At 45.8% G+C, this 15,475-nt stretch carries 12 protein-coding genes; 7 read left to right on the top strand and 5 right to left on the bottom strand.

The window, feature by feature from the left end:
- The first annotated feature begins 45 nt into the window (after positions 1-45).
- The 3 genes from ELR70_RS01535 (at position 46) to ELR70_RS01525 (ending at position 2,829) form a co-directional block, all read left to right on the top strand.
- Positions 46-318, top strand: coding sequence for a DUF3081 domain-containing protein (locus ELR70_RS01535; RefSeq protein ID WP_054016679.1), 273 nt, complete (start codon positions 46-48; stop codon positions 316-318).
- Between the two features lie 132 nt (positions 319-450).
- Complete coding sequence (locus ELR70_RS01530) at positions 451-2,049, top strand: AbgT family transporter (RefSeq protein WP_054016680.1); 1,599 nt, start codon at positions 451-453, stop codon at positions 2,047-2,049.
- A 144-nt stretch (positions 2,050-2,193) separates the two neighbouring features.
- Complete coding sequence (locus ELR70_RS01525) at positions 2,194-2,829, top strand: glutathione S-transferase family protein (RefSeq protein ID WP_054016741.1); 636 nt, start codon at positions 2,194-2,196, stop codon at positions 2,827-2,829.
- Positions 2,830-2,871: 42 nt separating this feature from the next.
- Here the strand turns inward: ELR70_RS01525 and ELR70_RS01520 are convergent, their stop codons facing one another.
- Positions 2,872-4,170, bottom strand: a complete 1,299-nt coding sequence (locus ELR70_RS01520; RefSeq protein WP_054016681.1) for a DEAD/DEAH box helicase — start codon at positions 4,168-4,170, stop codon at positions 2,872-2,874.
- A gap of 80 nt (positions 4,171-4,250) precedes the next feature.
- The gene (gene dapA / locus ELR70_RS01515; protein ID WP_054016682.1) at positions 4,251-5,165 is read right to left on the bottom strand and encodes a 4-hydroxy-tetrahydrodipicolinate synthase; all 915 of its coding nucleotides are present in this window, start codon (positions 5,163-5,165) and stop codon (positions 4,251-4,253) included.
- A 151-nt stretch (positions 5,166-5,316) separates the two neighbouring features.
- On the opposite strand from dapA, the gene ELR70_RS01510 reads away from it, so the two are divergent.
- A complete protein-coding gene (locus tag ELR70_RS01510; RefSeq protein ID WP_054016683.1) occupies positions 5,317-5,970 on the top strand; it encodes a DUF6058 family natural product biosynthesis protein in 654 nt (217 codons plus the stop codon).
- A gap of 38 nt (positions 5,971-6,008) precedes the next feature.
- On the opposite strand, the gene ELR70_RS01505 is transcribed toward ELR70_RS01510, so the two are convergent.
- A complete protein-coding gene (locus tag ELR70_RS01505) occupies positions 6,009-6,266 on the bottom strand; it encodes a hypothetical protein (RefSeq protein ID WP_082353288.1) in 258 nt (85 codons plus the stop codon).
- Between the two features lie 223 nt (positions 6,267-6,489).
- Entirely contained in the window at positions 6,490-9,894 is a 3,405-nt protein-coding gene (locus ELR70_RS01500) for a rhombosortase-dependent cadherin domain-containing protein (protein WP_054016685.1), read from the bottom strand.
- Positions 9,895-10,155: 261 nt separating this feature from the next.
- Between ELR70_RS01500 and ELR70_RS01495 the strand changes: the two genes are divergently transcribed.
- Entirely contained in the window at positions 10,156-12,003 is a 1,848-nt protein-coding gene (locus tag ELR70_RS01495; protein ID WP_054016686.1) for a TonB-dependent receptor, read from the top strand.
- A 62-nt stretch (positions 12,004-12,065) separates the two neighbouring features.
- Here ELR70_RS01495 and ELR70_RS01490 read toward each other — a convergent pair whose 3' ends face one another.
- Positions 12,066-12,461 carry a cytochrome b562 gene (locus ELR70_RS01490; RefSeq protein ID WP_054016687.1) on the bottom strand — a complete coding sequence of 132 codons (396 nt, stop codon included), beginning with the start codon at positions 12,459-12,461 and terminating at the stop codon, positions 12,066-12,068.
- Between the two features lie 81 nt (positions 12,462-12,542).
- On the opposite strand from ELR70_RS01490, the gene ELR70_RS01485 reads away from it, so the two are divergent.
- Together ELR70_RS01485 and ELR70_RS01480 are read left to right on the top strand one after the other, a co-directional pair.
- The gene (locus ELR70_RS01485; protein WP_054016688.1) at positions 12,543-13,595 is read left to right on the top strand and encodes an ABC transporter substrate-binding protein; all 1,053 of its coding nucleotides are present in this window, start codon (positions 12,543-12,545) and stop codon (positions 13,593-13,595) included.
- A 189-nt stretch (positions 13,596-13,784) separates the two neighbouring features.
- A complete protein-coding gene (locus ELR70_RS01480; RefSeq protein ID WP_054016689.1) occupies positions 13,785-15,425 on the top strand; it encodes a S8 family serine peptidase in 1,641 nt (546 codons plus the stop codon).
- The last annotated feature ends 50 nt before the right edge of the window (positions 15,426-15,475 follow it).

The following is a 15,475-nucleotide window of genomic DNA, read 5'->3' as shown; positions in this document are numbered from 1 at the left end:
TGGTCGAAGGAAGTTGCAAACCCATTGCTATGACAGGAGTAAGATATGAAAAATGAAATCGATAGTCGTCAAATACTCGCCGTATATGAATACATTCAGCAACATGGTGAAGCAGAGGAGAACGGTAAGCTGTTTGAGGGGATCCGTGCCTACTCAGATCCCGATGGCTATACCATCTATCTCGAAGGCAGTGCTTTGTTACTCAGGTTTGGTTTTCACAATACTTATCATATGGATTACCAGCACGAGAAGAATAAAGAGGACTTTATCAATAAGCTCAACTTTATATACCAAATGGCTAACGAGGCCAAAGATTGACCTTTATTGTTAGGTACAGCTGAGTATTTTACTCATTTTGTCTCAGAATCTTTCAAAATTAACGCTTTGCTATAAACCTAGCGAGTGATTGGTGGTAGAGTAACGGCATTTTTTATAACCGAGAAATTTGCTATGTCGAATGCTGTAGAGACGTCAGCTGATCAATCCAACCAAAAGCAAGGCGGCCTGTTTAACCGCTTTTTAGCAACGGTTGAGTTTCTGGGCAATATGCTGCCCCACCCCATCACTCTGTTTGCGATGTTCTGTGTCGCCATTGTCGTTTTCAGTGGCATTGCCGACTGGATGGGCCTCAGTGCCATAGACCCTCGCCCAGAAGGAGCAAAAGGTCGCGCGCCAGACGGTGTGATTGAGGTAGTCAGCTTGATGAGCGCAGAAGGTCTGCAGCGTATTGTCACCGGACTCGTTACTAACTTTACCGGCTTTGCGCCACTTGGGACCGTTCTGGTCGCACTTCTGGGTGTGAGTGTTGCAGAACACTCAGGTATGCTCTCTGCTGCAATGCGAGGCATGGTAATGGGCGCATCGAAACGCCTCGTTACCTTTATGGTTGTGTTTGCTGCGATTCTTTCGAATACCGCTTCAGAACTCGGTTATGTTGTTTTAATTCCATTGGCAGCCATGATATTCCATAGCCTGGGACGCCACCCATTGGCAGGTCTGGCGGCTGCATTTGCAGGTGTTTCGGGCGGTTACAGTGCAAACTTATTGCTGGGTACTATAGATCCACTTCTTGCCGGTATTACCACTCCTGCAGCTCAAATGATCGACCCTAGCTATCAGGTTGGACCGGAGGCAAACTGGTACTTCATGATGATTTCTGTATTCCTGATTGCCATCGTAGGTACCTGGGTAACAGAGGCCATTGTAGAGCCACGCCTTGGGAAATATAATCCGGACGAAGCCAGTATTGATTTATCCAGTAACAATATTGAACACCTCACAGACAAAGAAAGATCTGGTCTGAAGTGGGCGGGTGTTGCTCTATTGGTCGTGTCAGCCCTACTGGCATTAACCATAGTGCCTGAGAATGGTATTCTGCGTCACCCGGAAACAGGCGCGGTCGCAGGCTCTCCTTTCCTTAAGGGTATAGTTGTATTTATCTTTGTGACATTTGCTATTCCTGGTTTTGTCTACGGACGCGTTGTTGGCACCATGCGCAACGATCGTGACGTCATTGATGCCATGAGTAAGAGCATGAGTTCGATGGGCATGTATATAGTGCTGGTATTCTTTGCCGCTCAGTTTGTCGCCTTCTTTAAATGGACAAACCTGGGAACTATTCTGGCTATCAATGGCGCCGCTATGCTGCAGGCACTGAACCTGACGGGACCCGAAGTCTTTGTATTGTTTATCTTAATGTGTGCGGTTGTTAACCTGAGCCTGGGATCGTCATCGGCTCAGTGGGCAGTTACGGCGCCAATTTTTGTGCCTATGCTGATGCTGGTGGGCTATGCCCCTGAAACGATTCAGGCCGCTTACCGTATTGGTGACTCAGTAACTAACCTGATCACACCTATGATGAGTTATTTTGGCCTGATCCTCGCCGTTGCTACCAAATATAAAAAGGATATGGGAATAGGTACTCTGGTCGCAACCATGCTGCCTTACAGTATGTGTTTCTTTGTCGGCTGGGTGGCACTTTTCTATATCTGGGTATTTGGGTTTGGCTTACCTGTCGGGCCTAACTCACCGATTTATTATCAACCCTAACGAAATGATGCCAGCGACCGCTGGCATTTTTTTTGGCGAATATGCAAGGTTCTATTTGTTTAATAGTCGATGCTGTCCTACAGTCCTATAGGAATCGCCGAAAAGGAGTTTACAACCTACGACATAAACTATTTAAGGCTAACCATGTATACACTGTTTTACTATCCACGCAATGCGAGTTTAGCACCCCACTTTGTTCTAGAAGCCCTCCAGGTCCCTTACCAGCTTGAACTTGTCGACAGAAAAAAAAATGTTCAAAGATCGGCACAGTATTTACGGCTCAACCCTACAGGAAGGATCCCTACTCTGGTAGACGACGAGTTTGTTCTGTTTGAGAGTGCTGCAATATGCCTCTATTTATGTGAAAAACATCCCGAAGGGAACCTAATACCTTCTGAGTCACAGCACAGAGCTGAGTTTTATCAATGGCTGATGTATCTCACAACAACAGTACAAGCAGAGTTGATGATTTATTTTTATCCGGAGCGACATACGCAAAGTGCACTGATGTATGATGATATTATTCGGACTCAGCAATCGCGGGTTCAGGACATGCTCACTTTACTGGACAGACACCTTGCAGATAAGACCTATATGGTCGGTGAACAATTTACTGTTTGTGACTGCTATTTATTTATGCTGTGCATTTGGGCTGACGAGCTTGCAAAACCTCCCCTACAGTTCGAGCATCTGGGACGTTACTTAGCTGGTATATCAAGACACCCGGCTATTGAAGCGGTATGTAAGAAAGAAGGGACAGAATTAGGCATGTATCGCTGAACGCTGAGATCTGGTCCATATGGCCAGATCTCAAACACTGAATTACTTTTGTAGTTTTAGCTGGGCGCCTTTTAATCTCTGACGGACATTACTAATTTTAGAACGATTTTTAGCGCGTGCTTCGCCACTGGCCTGGTTGCTTGGGCGATTAGTACGTGCTTTTCGACGCTGATGAGACGGTTTCTTGGCCAAATTCTCAATCAGGTTTTCTCTGTTGGCAACCTCGTATCCTGGTAAATAGTAGCGTTTAATCTTTTGCTCAATCAAGGTTTCAATGTGGATCAGCGTTTGCTCTTCTTCTCGCGCCACAAAGGAAATAGCCTGACCCGAATTGCCGGCGCGGCCGGTACGGCCTATACGGTGTACATAGTCTTCAGCCAGATACGGTAGGTCATAGTTAATAACGCGCGGCAAGCCATCAATGTCGATACCACGAGCCGCTACCTCAGTTGCCACTAATACCCGGACTTTACCTTCTTTAAATTCGCGCAATGCACGACGACGCGCTCCCTGACTCTTGTCACCGTGACATACAGTAGCACTGATACCATCCAATTCGAGCTCCTTGACCAGTTGATCCGCATCGTCCTTCATATTGACGAAAACCAGCACTTGCAACCAGTTTTTCTTGCCGATTAATTCTGAAAGTAACTCTTGCTTACGTTTTTGTTCAACCGGATAAACAACGTGTCTTACCGTTTCAGCGGTCGTATTCTCTTTGGCTGCCTGAACGAGTTTTGGCTCTCGAAGCACTTGCTTTGCGAACTGTTTCACGGCTGTTGGGAAGGTCGCGGAGAACAACAACAGCTGTCTGTCTTCGCTAGCCATGTTAATGACCTTCTGCATATCAGCAATAAAGCCCATATCCAGCATACGGTCTGCTTCATCCAATACCAGATATTTAACCTGGGCGAGACTGACAGCACCTAAACGAATTAAGTCGAGCAAGCGGCCCGGTGTCGCAACCAGGATATCAACGCCCTGAGACAAGCGCTGTGTTTGACCATCTACGTTCACACCACCAAAGACAGCCTGAACGGTTAAAGGGGTATATTGACAAAATGCGTCGCAGTTATTGGCTATTTGCTCAGCTAACTCACGAGTTGGAGCCAGGATCAGCGCTCTTGGCGATTCCAGAGATTCTCCCTCCAGCAGACGGTGGATCACAGGCAATGCAAACGCTGCGGTTTTACCCGTTCCGGTTTGTGCCGTTGCCAGAACGTCGTGTCCACGCCTTACAACTGGAATAGCAGCTTGCTGTATCGGTGTCAGGGTATGGAAATTTAATTCATCAAGCGCCTGTAGTAAGGCATCGGGAAAACTGAAAGACTTAAAATTCATAGCAAAAAAACCTGCGACCAATAATGAAGGGCCGCAGATTATACGCTATTTACAGGTTCAGTGTCACCAATAGTAAGCGGTTAATATAATTTAACTTCGTCAGGGTTGATAACTGTCGCAGTACCACCGACCACATCTTCGTGGCTCAGGCTGTTAATTAGCTCAACGCCGAGCTTCTGCTGTGACTCATTCAATGGCACGTAAGGCAATCGGAATACAGGTAATGCTGCGCCTGTCATCGCCAGAGCCGTGTTGATCGCTATCGGGTTTGGTTCGCAGAACAACCAATTCATTAGAGGCTGCAACTGAGCATTCAACTCATCATTCTTGTTATCCATCAGCGACCGAAATAACTGAGGCACAAGATTTGAAGTAACCGAAATCACTCCATGTGCTTGATGTAAATGGCGGCTATCGTGAGCCTGATCATCGTTTCCAGACCAGCAAGCAATGCCCCTCTCTTCGTAATAGGCGATCCGTTCATGACCTGCACACTCTTTCATTCCTATAAAATTAACATGCTTAGCTAGCGGCTCTATGATATCGGGGGTCAGATCCTGACCTGTACGCCCAGGCACGTTGTAAATGAATGCAGGCCCGATTGCAAGCAAACGAGAAAAGTGCTCAATCAACCCAGCGTCTGATGTACGCCCATAGTAAGGGTTGATTTGCAGTGCAGCATCCATTCCGGATGCAAAACCATATTCCGTTGCTTTTATAGCCTCACGGGTGTTATTACTGCCAGTATTACCAACAATCACCAGTCTGTCTGAAAATTTATTAACACTATGGGCGATGAGCATCAGGTGCTCTTCCCAGTTCATCAACTGGCCTTCACCTGTGGTACCACCTACAATGATCCCATCGACGCCAGCCGCTATTTGAGTTTCGACAAGCGAGTCGAACCCGGCAAGATCGATGTTACCATGCAAATCATAAGGTGTTTTTATAGCTGTAATTAAACTGGCTTGTTTTATGGTGTCTATATTGCGCATACGGATATCATTCAGTTCTTTGTTGGCGCTAAGTTTTAACACAAATACATGTCAGATCCGAGGGGCAAGCGGAAATTTTGTAAAACAACTTGCCTAAACAAGTTGATTCCGACACAATAAAAACACTGTACATACAACCAGTATCCGTTTTATGCGTCTGTCCCAACATCTTAATACACACTTTTATAGTGCCGAAGAGCTGTGCAGCACACTCAGAATCACGCAAGATCAGTTGCTCCACTGGCAGGAGTCCTGTATTTTTCCCAATGCCAGTTACAGCATTGAAAACCAGATAAAGTGTAGCTCCTATCTTGGACTATATGAATGTGTTGAACACACAGAATATTATCCACGAGGAGCAGAACAATGGGGGCATCTGCTACTTAAACATCAGGTAGAGCAATCATCACATGCCTATGAATTGTTCCAGCAAAAGTACATCCAGACACTGAACAAATGTGCTCAACAAGGCTTAATCAGCCATGATTGTCGATTTAATGAAGATTTACCGGAGCATATTCAACAAAGCTGGCAGCAGTATTTGTGCAGCAAGTACGGTGTTATCAGCCAAAACGGACTCGTAGAAGAGGTCGTATACATTGACTTAGGCCGTGCGCTGGTCGATGCATTAACGGAAGAACGCACGGCCAGCCATATCCCGGCTGAACACAGAGCAGAACTGCTTAACGCATTAAAACTCTTAAACCGTGCACTCAGTCACCATATGGAGCACGAAAAGCCCATGTCTATCCGTTACAAATACATTGAGTGTCTGGTCGCAAAATACGACCTATCCATTCGCTAGCCAGTACGTCCTTAAGTACCCTTTTACTTTGCCAATGACTAATGGGCCTGCTCATAGTGGGCCCGGAAAATTTCAAACGCTTTTAAAACCGTCAATTGATCAGGGCATAATGCATCGTACCAGGCGTCAAACTGGCTATCATCATCTTGCTCACTCAATGCCAGATACTGTGCTAAAAGCTCAATGATGTCGCCATGCGTGCAGCTCAGGTTGTCCAAATGCTTTAGCTGCTCTGAATGGTCTTTATTTTGTAATTCAGCAATGACGCTGTTATCCAATTGTTGTGTTTTGTCCATCATGACGAATTCCTGTTTCTCAATCCATAGCTAGTTATATCAGCCTAGTTCGTAAGATCCAGTGCTTTGTATGCCGTTCGCTCAATCTATCAACAATTTGTTATAAAAAGTAACCTTCACTCGAGAGAATTGCTCACAACGTCCAAAAATGTATACCTTGTTCTGAGCACAAAAAAGGCGAGTCAGTTTACACTGACTCGCCTTAAATTCATCTTCTGTTAGATTACTTGCGTCTTCTGCGAAGCATTGCTAACGGTAAACTTAGAAGTGATAACCAAGCGAATGAACCTGAATCACCATCGTCGTCGTCATCATCATTACCGCGCAGATCTCTGATTGTGACATGCACTTCTGTATGGTTAGACAAGTTCCCATGGGTGTCTTCAGCCTGAACGCCAAAATAAACCTCTTCCTGGAACTCAAAGTCCAACTCTTTTGCGACAATTACATTACCTTCTGCGTCAACACTAAATAGGCTGTCACCATAAACGTGGAACTTCTCAACCGGAGATACTTCAGCATCTGGGTCGCTGAATACCAGTTGACCGATAACAGTACCTATTGGTGTATTCTCAACCACTTCAAAGCTCTGATTTGACTCGATAACCGGAGATGCATCATAGATATTGACTGCAAAGCTTGCTGAAACTTCATGATCACCATCTGTTGCATGTAGTTTAACATCGCCGCTGAAGACGCTGCTCGCAATACCACTCAACACACCTTCTGAGAATCTCAGGCCAGGGATCTGCGGCTCGATTGACAGTGTTATATTTTCACTATCCAAATCAGAAACCTTACCATTAAAGTCAACTTCAACAGCCTGACCTAACATCACTTCAAGGTCTTCCAGATCTGCGATAACAGGCATGTCATTAACGTCTTCAACGTTAAGCTCAACGGTTACCTCTTGAGCCGACTCAGCTTTATCAGCAGTGCCGGTAAACTTGAAGGAGTCTTCTCCTGTAAAGTTGGTTTCTGGCGTGTAGGTCACCATATCAAACTTATCCAGCGCAATCACAGCACCAACAGCCAGTAGTTCTTCACCCAGCATCAAATCGCCTGACTCAGGTAGCTCAGTAATTTCGACCGAGGCAAATGCGTTCTTGAATCTATCAGCAAACGCAGACGAAACATTCGCTGTTGAGTCTTCATCCAACGTAATTTCATAATGCTCGTCGGTGGCTGATGCAACTTTGTAAGCACTGCGTCCATGAGTGAAAGCAAAGACCTCATTACCATGGAACGCTACTTTCGCAACGTTGGTATTTGCCAGGCCAGAACCATCAGCAAACCAATTTTCGCCACCATCTGTTGAAATAAACACACCTAAGTCGGTACCAATAATGACACGTTTTGCATTCTTAGGGTCAACCGCTACAGATGTTGCAGGGACATTAGGAATGTCTTTATCAATAGACATCCAGCTCTTACCACCATCAGTGGTTTTCCAAACATGTGCCTGATCAAATGTCGATACTGTTGCATAAGCAACTTTGTCATCAGTCGGGTCAAATGCTATTGCACTGATAGTTGCGCGAACGTCCTCAGCACCGATTTTGAAGCTATTCCAAGGTGTTGAGTCGTCAGCTTCACCCGCATTATAGTTAATGTAGATATAACCTTCTCGAGTACCCGCTGCAACAATGTTTTCGTTTTGCGGTGCAATCCCGATAGCATAAACTGAACTATCTAATACCGGGCTACCTGCCACCCAGTTTTCAGCCTGATCAGTAGTACGCCACAGCTGATTACCGCCTATCCATAGAACCTGAGGGTTAGATGGTGCCATTTCGAAACGTGTAATAAACGGGAAGCCATCGCCAGTAATACCATTAAATGAATCAGCAAATGTCACACCGCCATCAGTCGACTTCTGTATGGATAGATTGGTATATTCACTGAATAAAACGTTCGGATTAGTTGGATCAACTGCTGTCCAGCCACCGTCACCACCTGTGATTTCACGCCACGCATTAAATCCGCCGTCTTCACCAAGCAAAGTACCATTGTCCTGTGTACCGCCAAAATAAGCTGTACCATCTGGCATAACTGTACCATGGTAGAATTGCGTTACCGCATACCCGTTATTCAGTGTTTGCCAGTTCACTTTTCCTTTGGGATCGTCTGATGCACCACAGACCTGTTGAAGATCTAGACGCTCATCAAGTGCGTTGTCTGTTCTCTGGATACCACCGTCGTTACCAACGAACATGGTTGTGTTGTTCACGCCATCATACGCCGGGTGGAAAACAATGGTATGTTGGTCTGCGTGAGCATACAGCTCGTGGTCCATATCAAACCACCAGATGCTGGTCGGTACGAAGGTTTTACCGCCGTCATCTGAGCGGAACATATCAATACCACCCGTCCATACAACGTCGGGATTCACTGGGTCTACAGCAATGATATTGTCATACCAGCCCTGATTGTAGAACTGTGGCTCAGGACCATATCCGCACTGAGGGAATAATCCGTAAACCGTATTACTAAGTAACAATCGGCTGTACTCGTCTGCCGTGTCACGAGTGACGGTCGCATTCCAGGTGGCACCCATATCTTCTGACTTATAGACTGCTTCCATTCCGTGGTCACCAATATTAGCCAGCAACGCATACATGATGTTGTTGTCAGAAGGTGCCACAGCGATTGTCGTACGACCTTGAGTTTCAAGCTCTAGCACCGCTGCCCAGGTATCACCACCATCAGCGCTTCGGTGCATACCACCTGTATCAAAAGAACCACAAGCAGTGACGAGTACATCATGATCACCACCATCTACTACGGTCAGATCAGTACAACCAACAGCCGCATCCTCTTTTACAAATACCGTTTCCCAACTTGTGCCGTTGTCTTTTGAGCGCTGAACGCCACCACGAGTGGCCGCATAAAGCGTCGACGGGTCGTTTTTACCAAATACGATTTTATTAGTGTAGTGAAATAGCTCATTGCCAGCAGTCGCTTCAAGCTGAGTCCAGCTCACACCACCATCCGTTGACTTAAAGATACCGTCGCCGCGTAATGCATCAGCATTGAAAAAGCCTTCACCAGTACCTGCGTAGATAGTGTTAGGATCATTTGGAGCAAAAGTCAGCGTTGTTACTGCCAAGTTTGTTGCCAAATCACTTAACGGTTGCCATGATTTACCCGCATCTGTTGTTTTCCAGACACCACCAGCAACACCTGCGGTGTACATAGTATCGTGCTCAGTAGGGTGAATGATCAAGGCTCTGGTACGACCGCCTATGTTGCCCGGACCAAGCTCTTCCCACTGCCCTAGTTCACGGTGTACCCCATCTGGAGAGTTAAGCTGCGGCACGTAATCAAAAACAATCTTGTTGTCAGCCAATGAATAACGGCGCATATTCTTAATATCTTCAAGCGCCTGTGAATACTTTTCAGTTGGTATTGTCTCTACGCCTTTAGGCAGACGCTGCGAAATATAAAACTCTTGTGCCTCTTTTGGCTTGTCATAACGTTTCGGTGAATTAGCTTTTTTTTCAGCTTTTGCAGCCAGATAATCAGCCTTTTGCTCGTATGGCGTCTGTTGCGCATGTTGATATGTCAAATAACTGGCACCGCCCAGCGCTATCGCCACAGCTAGGCTAACAGGATGTAAGAGTTTCATATTTTTCCCTTCAGTTTATTTATCGTTTTAATTAAATGTCAGCAAACCGATAAATCAGTTTACTTTTGAACCGTTCACACCAGAAAACGTCAATAAAGTTAAGCACAAATACAGAAAGTTACAAACAATGTCATTTCACCGCATTTGCTTTAACTTCATTAGCAATTAAAGGTACATTAAAAATGTCACAATAACAGAATTTCATCAAATATGAATGAGTTCTTAACGATTAAGAACAACTAATTTTAGGGTTTGCAGTACATGATCCAGTGTTTACTATTATCCACGATCGCGGCGCAAGGCAGCGCTATAGAGACAATTGAGGTAATTGGTGGGAAAAATTTACTTGCCTCAGAGTCATTTACAAACGTTAACATTACACATATTGGCAAGGAAGATTTGCATGGTGCTAACAACACTATTGCAGATTGGATAATACAGGTCCCAGGCGTTGCACTGAATGGCCAGGGTGGCCTATATCAAAGTTATAGTATACGAGGACTCAGCCGCTGGCGTGTCAGGACAGAAGTGAACGGCATTGTTTTACTGACTGACCGACGAGCAGGTAATTCGGCCTCATTCATTGATCCCGGTTTATTACAACTTGCCAGTGTTCAAAAAGGCCCTGCCGCAATGTTATATGGCTCAGAAGCAATAGGAGGTGTTATTTCCATGAATTCGGTTCAGGGAGAGCAAGATACGCTTGAGCTGGGCTATGAAGACACTGGAAATGGCCGCCGTTTACTTGCAGTAACAGGTGAAGAGCATTACAACCTGGCGTTTGCATATAGAAAGAAAGAAACAAGCTACGCGCCAAACGGCGATGAGTTAAACAATGGATTTGAGCAATATTCCTCCAGCTTACGTTATCAGCATACGCTCACCAATGGCATCGAACTTAACATGTCATGGCTTCCTTCAATCAGCAAAGATGTTGGAAAAAATAGCGTTACTTTTCCTGACAGCCAGATAGCCTCTTACCCAGAAGATCTGCACAGTCTGGCACAACTGTCTTTGAACTCACAGCAGTGGTTTGTCAATGTGTTTCACCACTATCAGAACTGGGATAGTGATGTCACGCGCATTGGTAAACGACACAACTTGACCCAATACCAGGCGCACACCTTAGGTACTAATCTGTATCACGAATACGACTGGCAGGGTCTTCCTTTGCGCGCAGGCTTGGACTGGACGGCAAGGCGTGGCGTATCCATTACAGATCAGGAATCAAATCTGAGCACCACCAGCGACCCAACTAACAGTATTTTGCTTGATGGAAAACAAGATAATATAGCGGCCTTTATAAACGGTATATGGGAAGATAAGGGCTGGAGGGTCGACTTCGGTGCACGCTTTGATCACTTCAATGCGAGTAATTTTGGTAGCAGCAAATCTGACAATCATGTTAGCCACAGCCTTGGGATCAGTAAGCAGTGGCAATCTCATAGCCTGTCATTAAGCTATGCGAGCGCATTCCGATTCCCCACCCTTACCGAGCTATACTTCAGTGGTATTACGCCAAGAGGAAATACTCTAGGTAATGCGGAACTTGATCCTGAAACGAGCAAGGGACTTGAACTGACTTATCGCCTGACAAAAGACAACATAGATACTACGGTCAACTTATTTCATACTCAGCTGGATGACTATATAGAAAGGGTTAAACTGGTGTCAGGAGACAGAACTTATCAAAACCTGGACCAGGCAAGCATTTCGGGTTTAGAAGTTGCCACTAATATAGAAGTTAATGAGGCTCTGTCTTACACGTTCGGATACACACATCAGCAAGGAAAGAGTAAGTCAGGCGATCACCTTGCTGACATTGCACCCAGCAAGCTCAGTCTGTCTGGCCGATATGCCTGGCAATCCTTTGAGTTCACGCCCGCTGTCCATTATCACCTAGCAAAACAAAACGTTGGCTCCGGTGAAGCAGCATTGGAACGCAGCCTTGTCGCAGACCTGAATATGAGTTGGTATGTGGATGAAAACTGGACACTAAGAGCTGGCGTGTTAAATCTTTTCAACCGCCTGCATCGCACCACAGCAGACGAAGATGCCCCCTATCACGCCGAGCGAACTATAAAACTTGATGTAAGCTGGCAAATTTAGAACGCTTTTGCCCTGGGGCTCAATTAACCCCTGGCCCCGGGGCAACATAGGTGTGCTAAACGTTACTTACCAAACAGTAGCTCCCAAAAACCAGGTGGCTCGTGCAACTTATGATATTCCTTGCGCAATAGATCTACTTCTTTTAGTCGTTGCTTTGCCTGATGGATTTGTTTGTGAGTCAGCAAATTCTGCGCTTGCTCTATCACATCAGCTACTTTCTGAAGCCCCTGTAATGACTCTGTTTTAACATCAGTTTTAAAATTATGTTGTTCGCTCTGCTTTAGTAGTGACAACATAGTATCAAGGTGCTTATTAATCTCGTGCGCTTCAGTGGCTTCCATCGCTTGCTTATATGCATGCCCCATGTTTTTCATAGTCTGATTTAGGTCTTTACCTTGTGATGCAGTGGCAGACTGGACAAAAAACAGTGAAAAAAGAATAATTACCAGGCGTTTCATTTTCCCCCCTTATTTAAGAATGGGCTAGTATATAAGTAAAAACGTGGCAAACAAACTAACGTCTTCATATTGAGAGGTGCTATGAAACGATTACTAATCTCGGTTGTCACACTGTTTTTTGTTGCATTTACCAGTTACGCTCAACCAATCACAGTCACCTTTATCAATCCAGGTCACAAACAAGACAACCCTACAGGGGCATTCTGGCACAATGTATCTAAGGTCATGAATGCCGCAGCTGAAGACCTCGATATCCAGCTCACGACGTTATACGCAGAGCGAAATCATATAGTCATGAAGAAACTCGCTCAGCAAGCGCTAATCTCCGATTCCGACTACTTGGTATTAGTTGATGAAAAAGGCGTGATTACCGACGCGTTGCTCACAGCAGCAGGCGAGCATAAACGGGTCTCCTTTCTACTCAATAGCCCTGACAAACTGGCACTAAAACGCCTTGCTGCTAAAGGTGTAAGCGTATTGGGGTCCGTCACGCCCGATAACTACCAGGCTGGCAGAATGCTAGCAAAACTACTTCATCAGTCTTTACCTGCTGAATTACAAAAAACAGGTCAACGCAGTACAATGCTAGCGCTGCTCGGAGATGTCGCCACCAATGCAGCGGTTGAACGTGAGCAAGGCTTGCTGGGCTATACAAACAGAAATCATGGGATCAATCTTGTTGATCGGGTAGATGCACAATGGTCAGAAAAAAATGCATACGAGCTGGCAACAGGGCTACTGCAGCGATTTCCGGACACAAAGCTGATCTGGTGCGCTAATGACGCCATTGCACGAGGCGCTGCACGAGCAGCGACTGAACTTAATATTAGAGACCAAGTGCATATCGGTGGTATTAACTGGGATGAGGAGCACGAAAAGGTTGTCGATGTATCACTGGGCGGTCACGTTTTATTGGGAGGTTATCTGTTAACAGAGATTAGAAAATTCCATGACCGCAAGATAAGTGCAATTGGAGAACAAAAAATTGCTATTTTTCGGCCATATTCTGAAAATTTTAGACCATTGTATGATGCACTTCACGGCAAAGGGTTAAGTGATATAGACTTCAAAAAGTTCACAACTGGTGGCCAAAGTTACAATATTAAGACACTGAATCAGCAAATAAAATTTTAATTTTTTTATTCTTGATATAAAAAATATATTACCACGCAAGTTGCATATGCAACAAATTTCTATCCACTAAAACTGCATCAAAAGTATAAAATTTCCTCAAGAAAATATTGCTATTTTTTTCATTATTGACAGCGCTAGCATTCCCTGTTTTAGTTATAAGGGTTAACAACATGTAATAAAGGTAAACTTATGAAAACCAAAGTTCTAACAGGCGTAAAATACTCACTGCTGGCCTTGGGCGTCACAGCGGCACTTGGCACGGCGCAGGCTGCTGAAACGCAACGTGTCATCGTTACAGTCAAAGATTCAGCTGTAGCCAATACGCTTCCAATGCGTGTATCAGGCGCAGAACTGTCTCAGTTTAAAGCACAAGGCTTGGCCAGCATTGCCTCACAGGCTAATGTTGAAGCGATTGAGACTTTGCCAAGTGTCAATGCAGTTGTTATGGAATTAACCCCAGAGCAATTAGCAGAGCTGGAAGCAAACGGAAACATCGAATCTGTAGAGGTGGATCCTAAGCGCTTTCTACCTGAAGTGAGCAGCCAATCTGTTGTCCCTTACGCAGAGTCAGTCCCTTACGGCATCACTATGGTTCAGGCAAACCAGGTGAGTGACAGCAGCGCTGGAAACAAAAAAGTTTGTATCATGGACACAGGTTACACTCGTGGCCACCCTGATCTGCCAAACACAGGTGTTACTGGTAATGACGGCCATGGCTCTTATGATACTGGCAACTGGTACCAGGATGGCAATGGCCATGGTACACACGTTGCGGGTACGATTGCAGCGCTGGGTGGCAATGGTCAGGGTGTTGTCGGTGTGAATCCGTCGGGCCAACTTGGTTTACATATTGTAAAGGTCTTCAATGACCAAGGTCGCTGGGCTTACGGTTCAGACTTGATCAAGGCGATTGAGCAATGTGAAGCGGCAGGCGCGAACGTAACCAGCATGAGTTTAGGTGGCAGCGGCAGCTCAACAGCTGAACGAAACGCCTTCGCCCAAAGCGCGCAGCGTGGCATGTTACACATCGCCGCAGCCGGTAACGGCTCAAATAGCTCATTCAGCTACCCTGCTTCTTATGATGCAGTTGTCTCTGTTGCTGCTGTAGACAGCTCTGAAAGAGTTGCCTCGTTTTCACAGTACAATAGCCAAGTCGAGATTGCAGGCCCGGGTGTCAATGTTAATTCAACCTGGAATGACAATCGCTATAAGAGCATCAGTGGTACATCCATGGCGACACCTCACGTCTCTGGTGTCGCAGCACTGGTATGGAGCAACTTTCCAAGTTGTAGTGCAGATCAGATCCGCTCTGCACTGAATGCAACAGCGAAAGATAAAGGTGCGGCTGGTCGTGATAACTACTACGGCCACGGTATCGTGCAGGCAAAAGCAGCTTACGATTATCTGACCAATGGTAACTGTAGCGGTCCTGGTCTTATCGCAGACTTCTCAGCGACACCAAACGGCCTTAGTGTACAGTTCAGCAACAAATCGAGCGCGGGCGCTTATAGCTGGAGCTTTGGTGATGGTAATTCCAGCTCACAAACCAGCCCTAACCACACTTACGCACAGGCCGGTACTTATAATGTTACTCTGACAGTGACTGGTACAAATAGCAAAACTGCGACTAAGAGCCTGAGCGTTACTGTCACTGATGGCGGCAATGGCGGAGGCTGCAGTGGTGTTGAAGCTTGGAACTCAGGCACCTACTACAACACAGGCGATAAAGTGTCCTACAAAGGCTACGAGTATCAGGCAACCTGGTGGTCACTAGGCGCGCGTCCTGACATCTTCAGCAATGTATGGCGCAAAGGCGCACAATGTAAGTAATTAAACAAGACAGCGCTCATGGATGAGGTTGTCGCTCTGGAGCAGGCACT

It is taken from the genome of Pseudoalteromonas sp. R3 (assembly GCF_004014715.1).
Classification (GTDB): domain Bacteria; phylum Pseudomonadota; class Gammaproteobacteria; order Enterobacterales; family Alteromonadaceae; genus Pseudoalteromonas.
The sequence above is the reverse complement of the archived record's forward strand: the minus strand, read 5'-3'. Positions and strand labels throughout refer to the sequence as shown.

Excerpts from the sequence above, each read along its gene's own strand:
- dapA (WP_054016682.1), bottom strand. The coding sequence starts at position 5,165 with ATGCGCAATATAGACACCATAAAACAAGCCAGTTTAATTACAGCTATA.
- ELR70_RS01485 (WP_054016688.1), top strand. The coding sequence starts at position 12,543 with ATGAAACGATTACTAATCTCGGTTGTCACACTGTTTTTTGTTGCATTT.
- ELR70_RS01510 (WP_054016683.1), top strand. The coding sequence starts at position 5,317 with ATGCGTCTGTCCCAACATCTTAATACACACTTTTATAGTGCCGAAGAG.
- ELR70_RS01525 (WP_054016741.1), top strand. The coding sequence starts at position 2,194 with ATGTATACACTGTTTTACTATCCACGCAATGCGAGTTTAGCACCCCAC.
- ELR70_RS01500 (WP_054016685.1), bottom strand. The coding sequence starts at position 9,894 with ATGAAACTCTTACATCCTGTTAGCCTAGCTGTGGCGATAGCGCTGGGC.
- ELR70_RS01490 (WP_054016687.1), bottom strand. The coding sequence starts at position 12,461 with ATGAAACGCCTGGTAATTATTCTTTTTTCACTGTTTTTTGTCCAGTCT.
- ELR70_RS01505 (WP_082353288.1), bottom strand. The coding sequence starts at position 6,266 with ATGGACAAAACACAACAATTGGATAACAGCGTCATTGCTGAATTACAA.
- ELR70_RS01530 (WP_054016680.1), top strand. The coding sequence starts at position 451 with ATGTCGAATGCTGTAGAGACGTCAGCTGATCAATCCAACCAAAAGCAA.
- ELR70_RS01520 (WP_054016681.1), bottom strand. The coding sequence starts at position 4,170 with ATGAATTTTAAGTCTTTCAGTTTTCCCGATGCCTTACTACAGGCGCTT.
- ELR70_RS01535 (WP_054016679.1), top strand. The coding sequence starts at position 46 with ATGAAAAATGAAATCGATAGTCGTCAAATACTCGCCGTATATGAATAC.
- ELR70_RS01480 (WP_054016689.1), top strand. The coding sequence starts at position 13,785 with ATGAAAACCAAAGTTCTAACAGGCGTAAAATACTCACTGCTGGCCTTG.
- ELR70_RS01495 (WP_054016686.1), top strand. The coding sequence starts at position 10,156 with ATGATCCAGTGTTTACTATTATCCACGATCGCGGCGCAAGGCAGCGCT.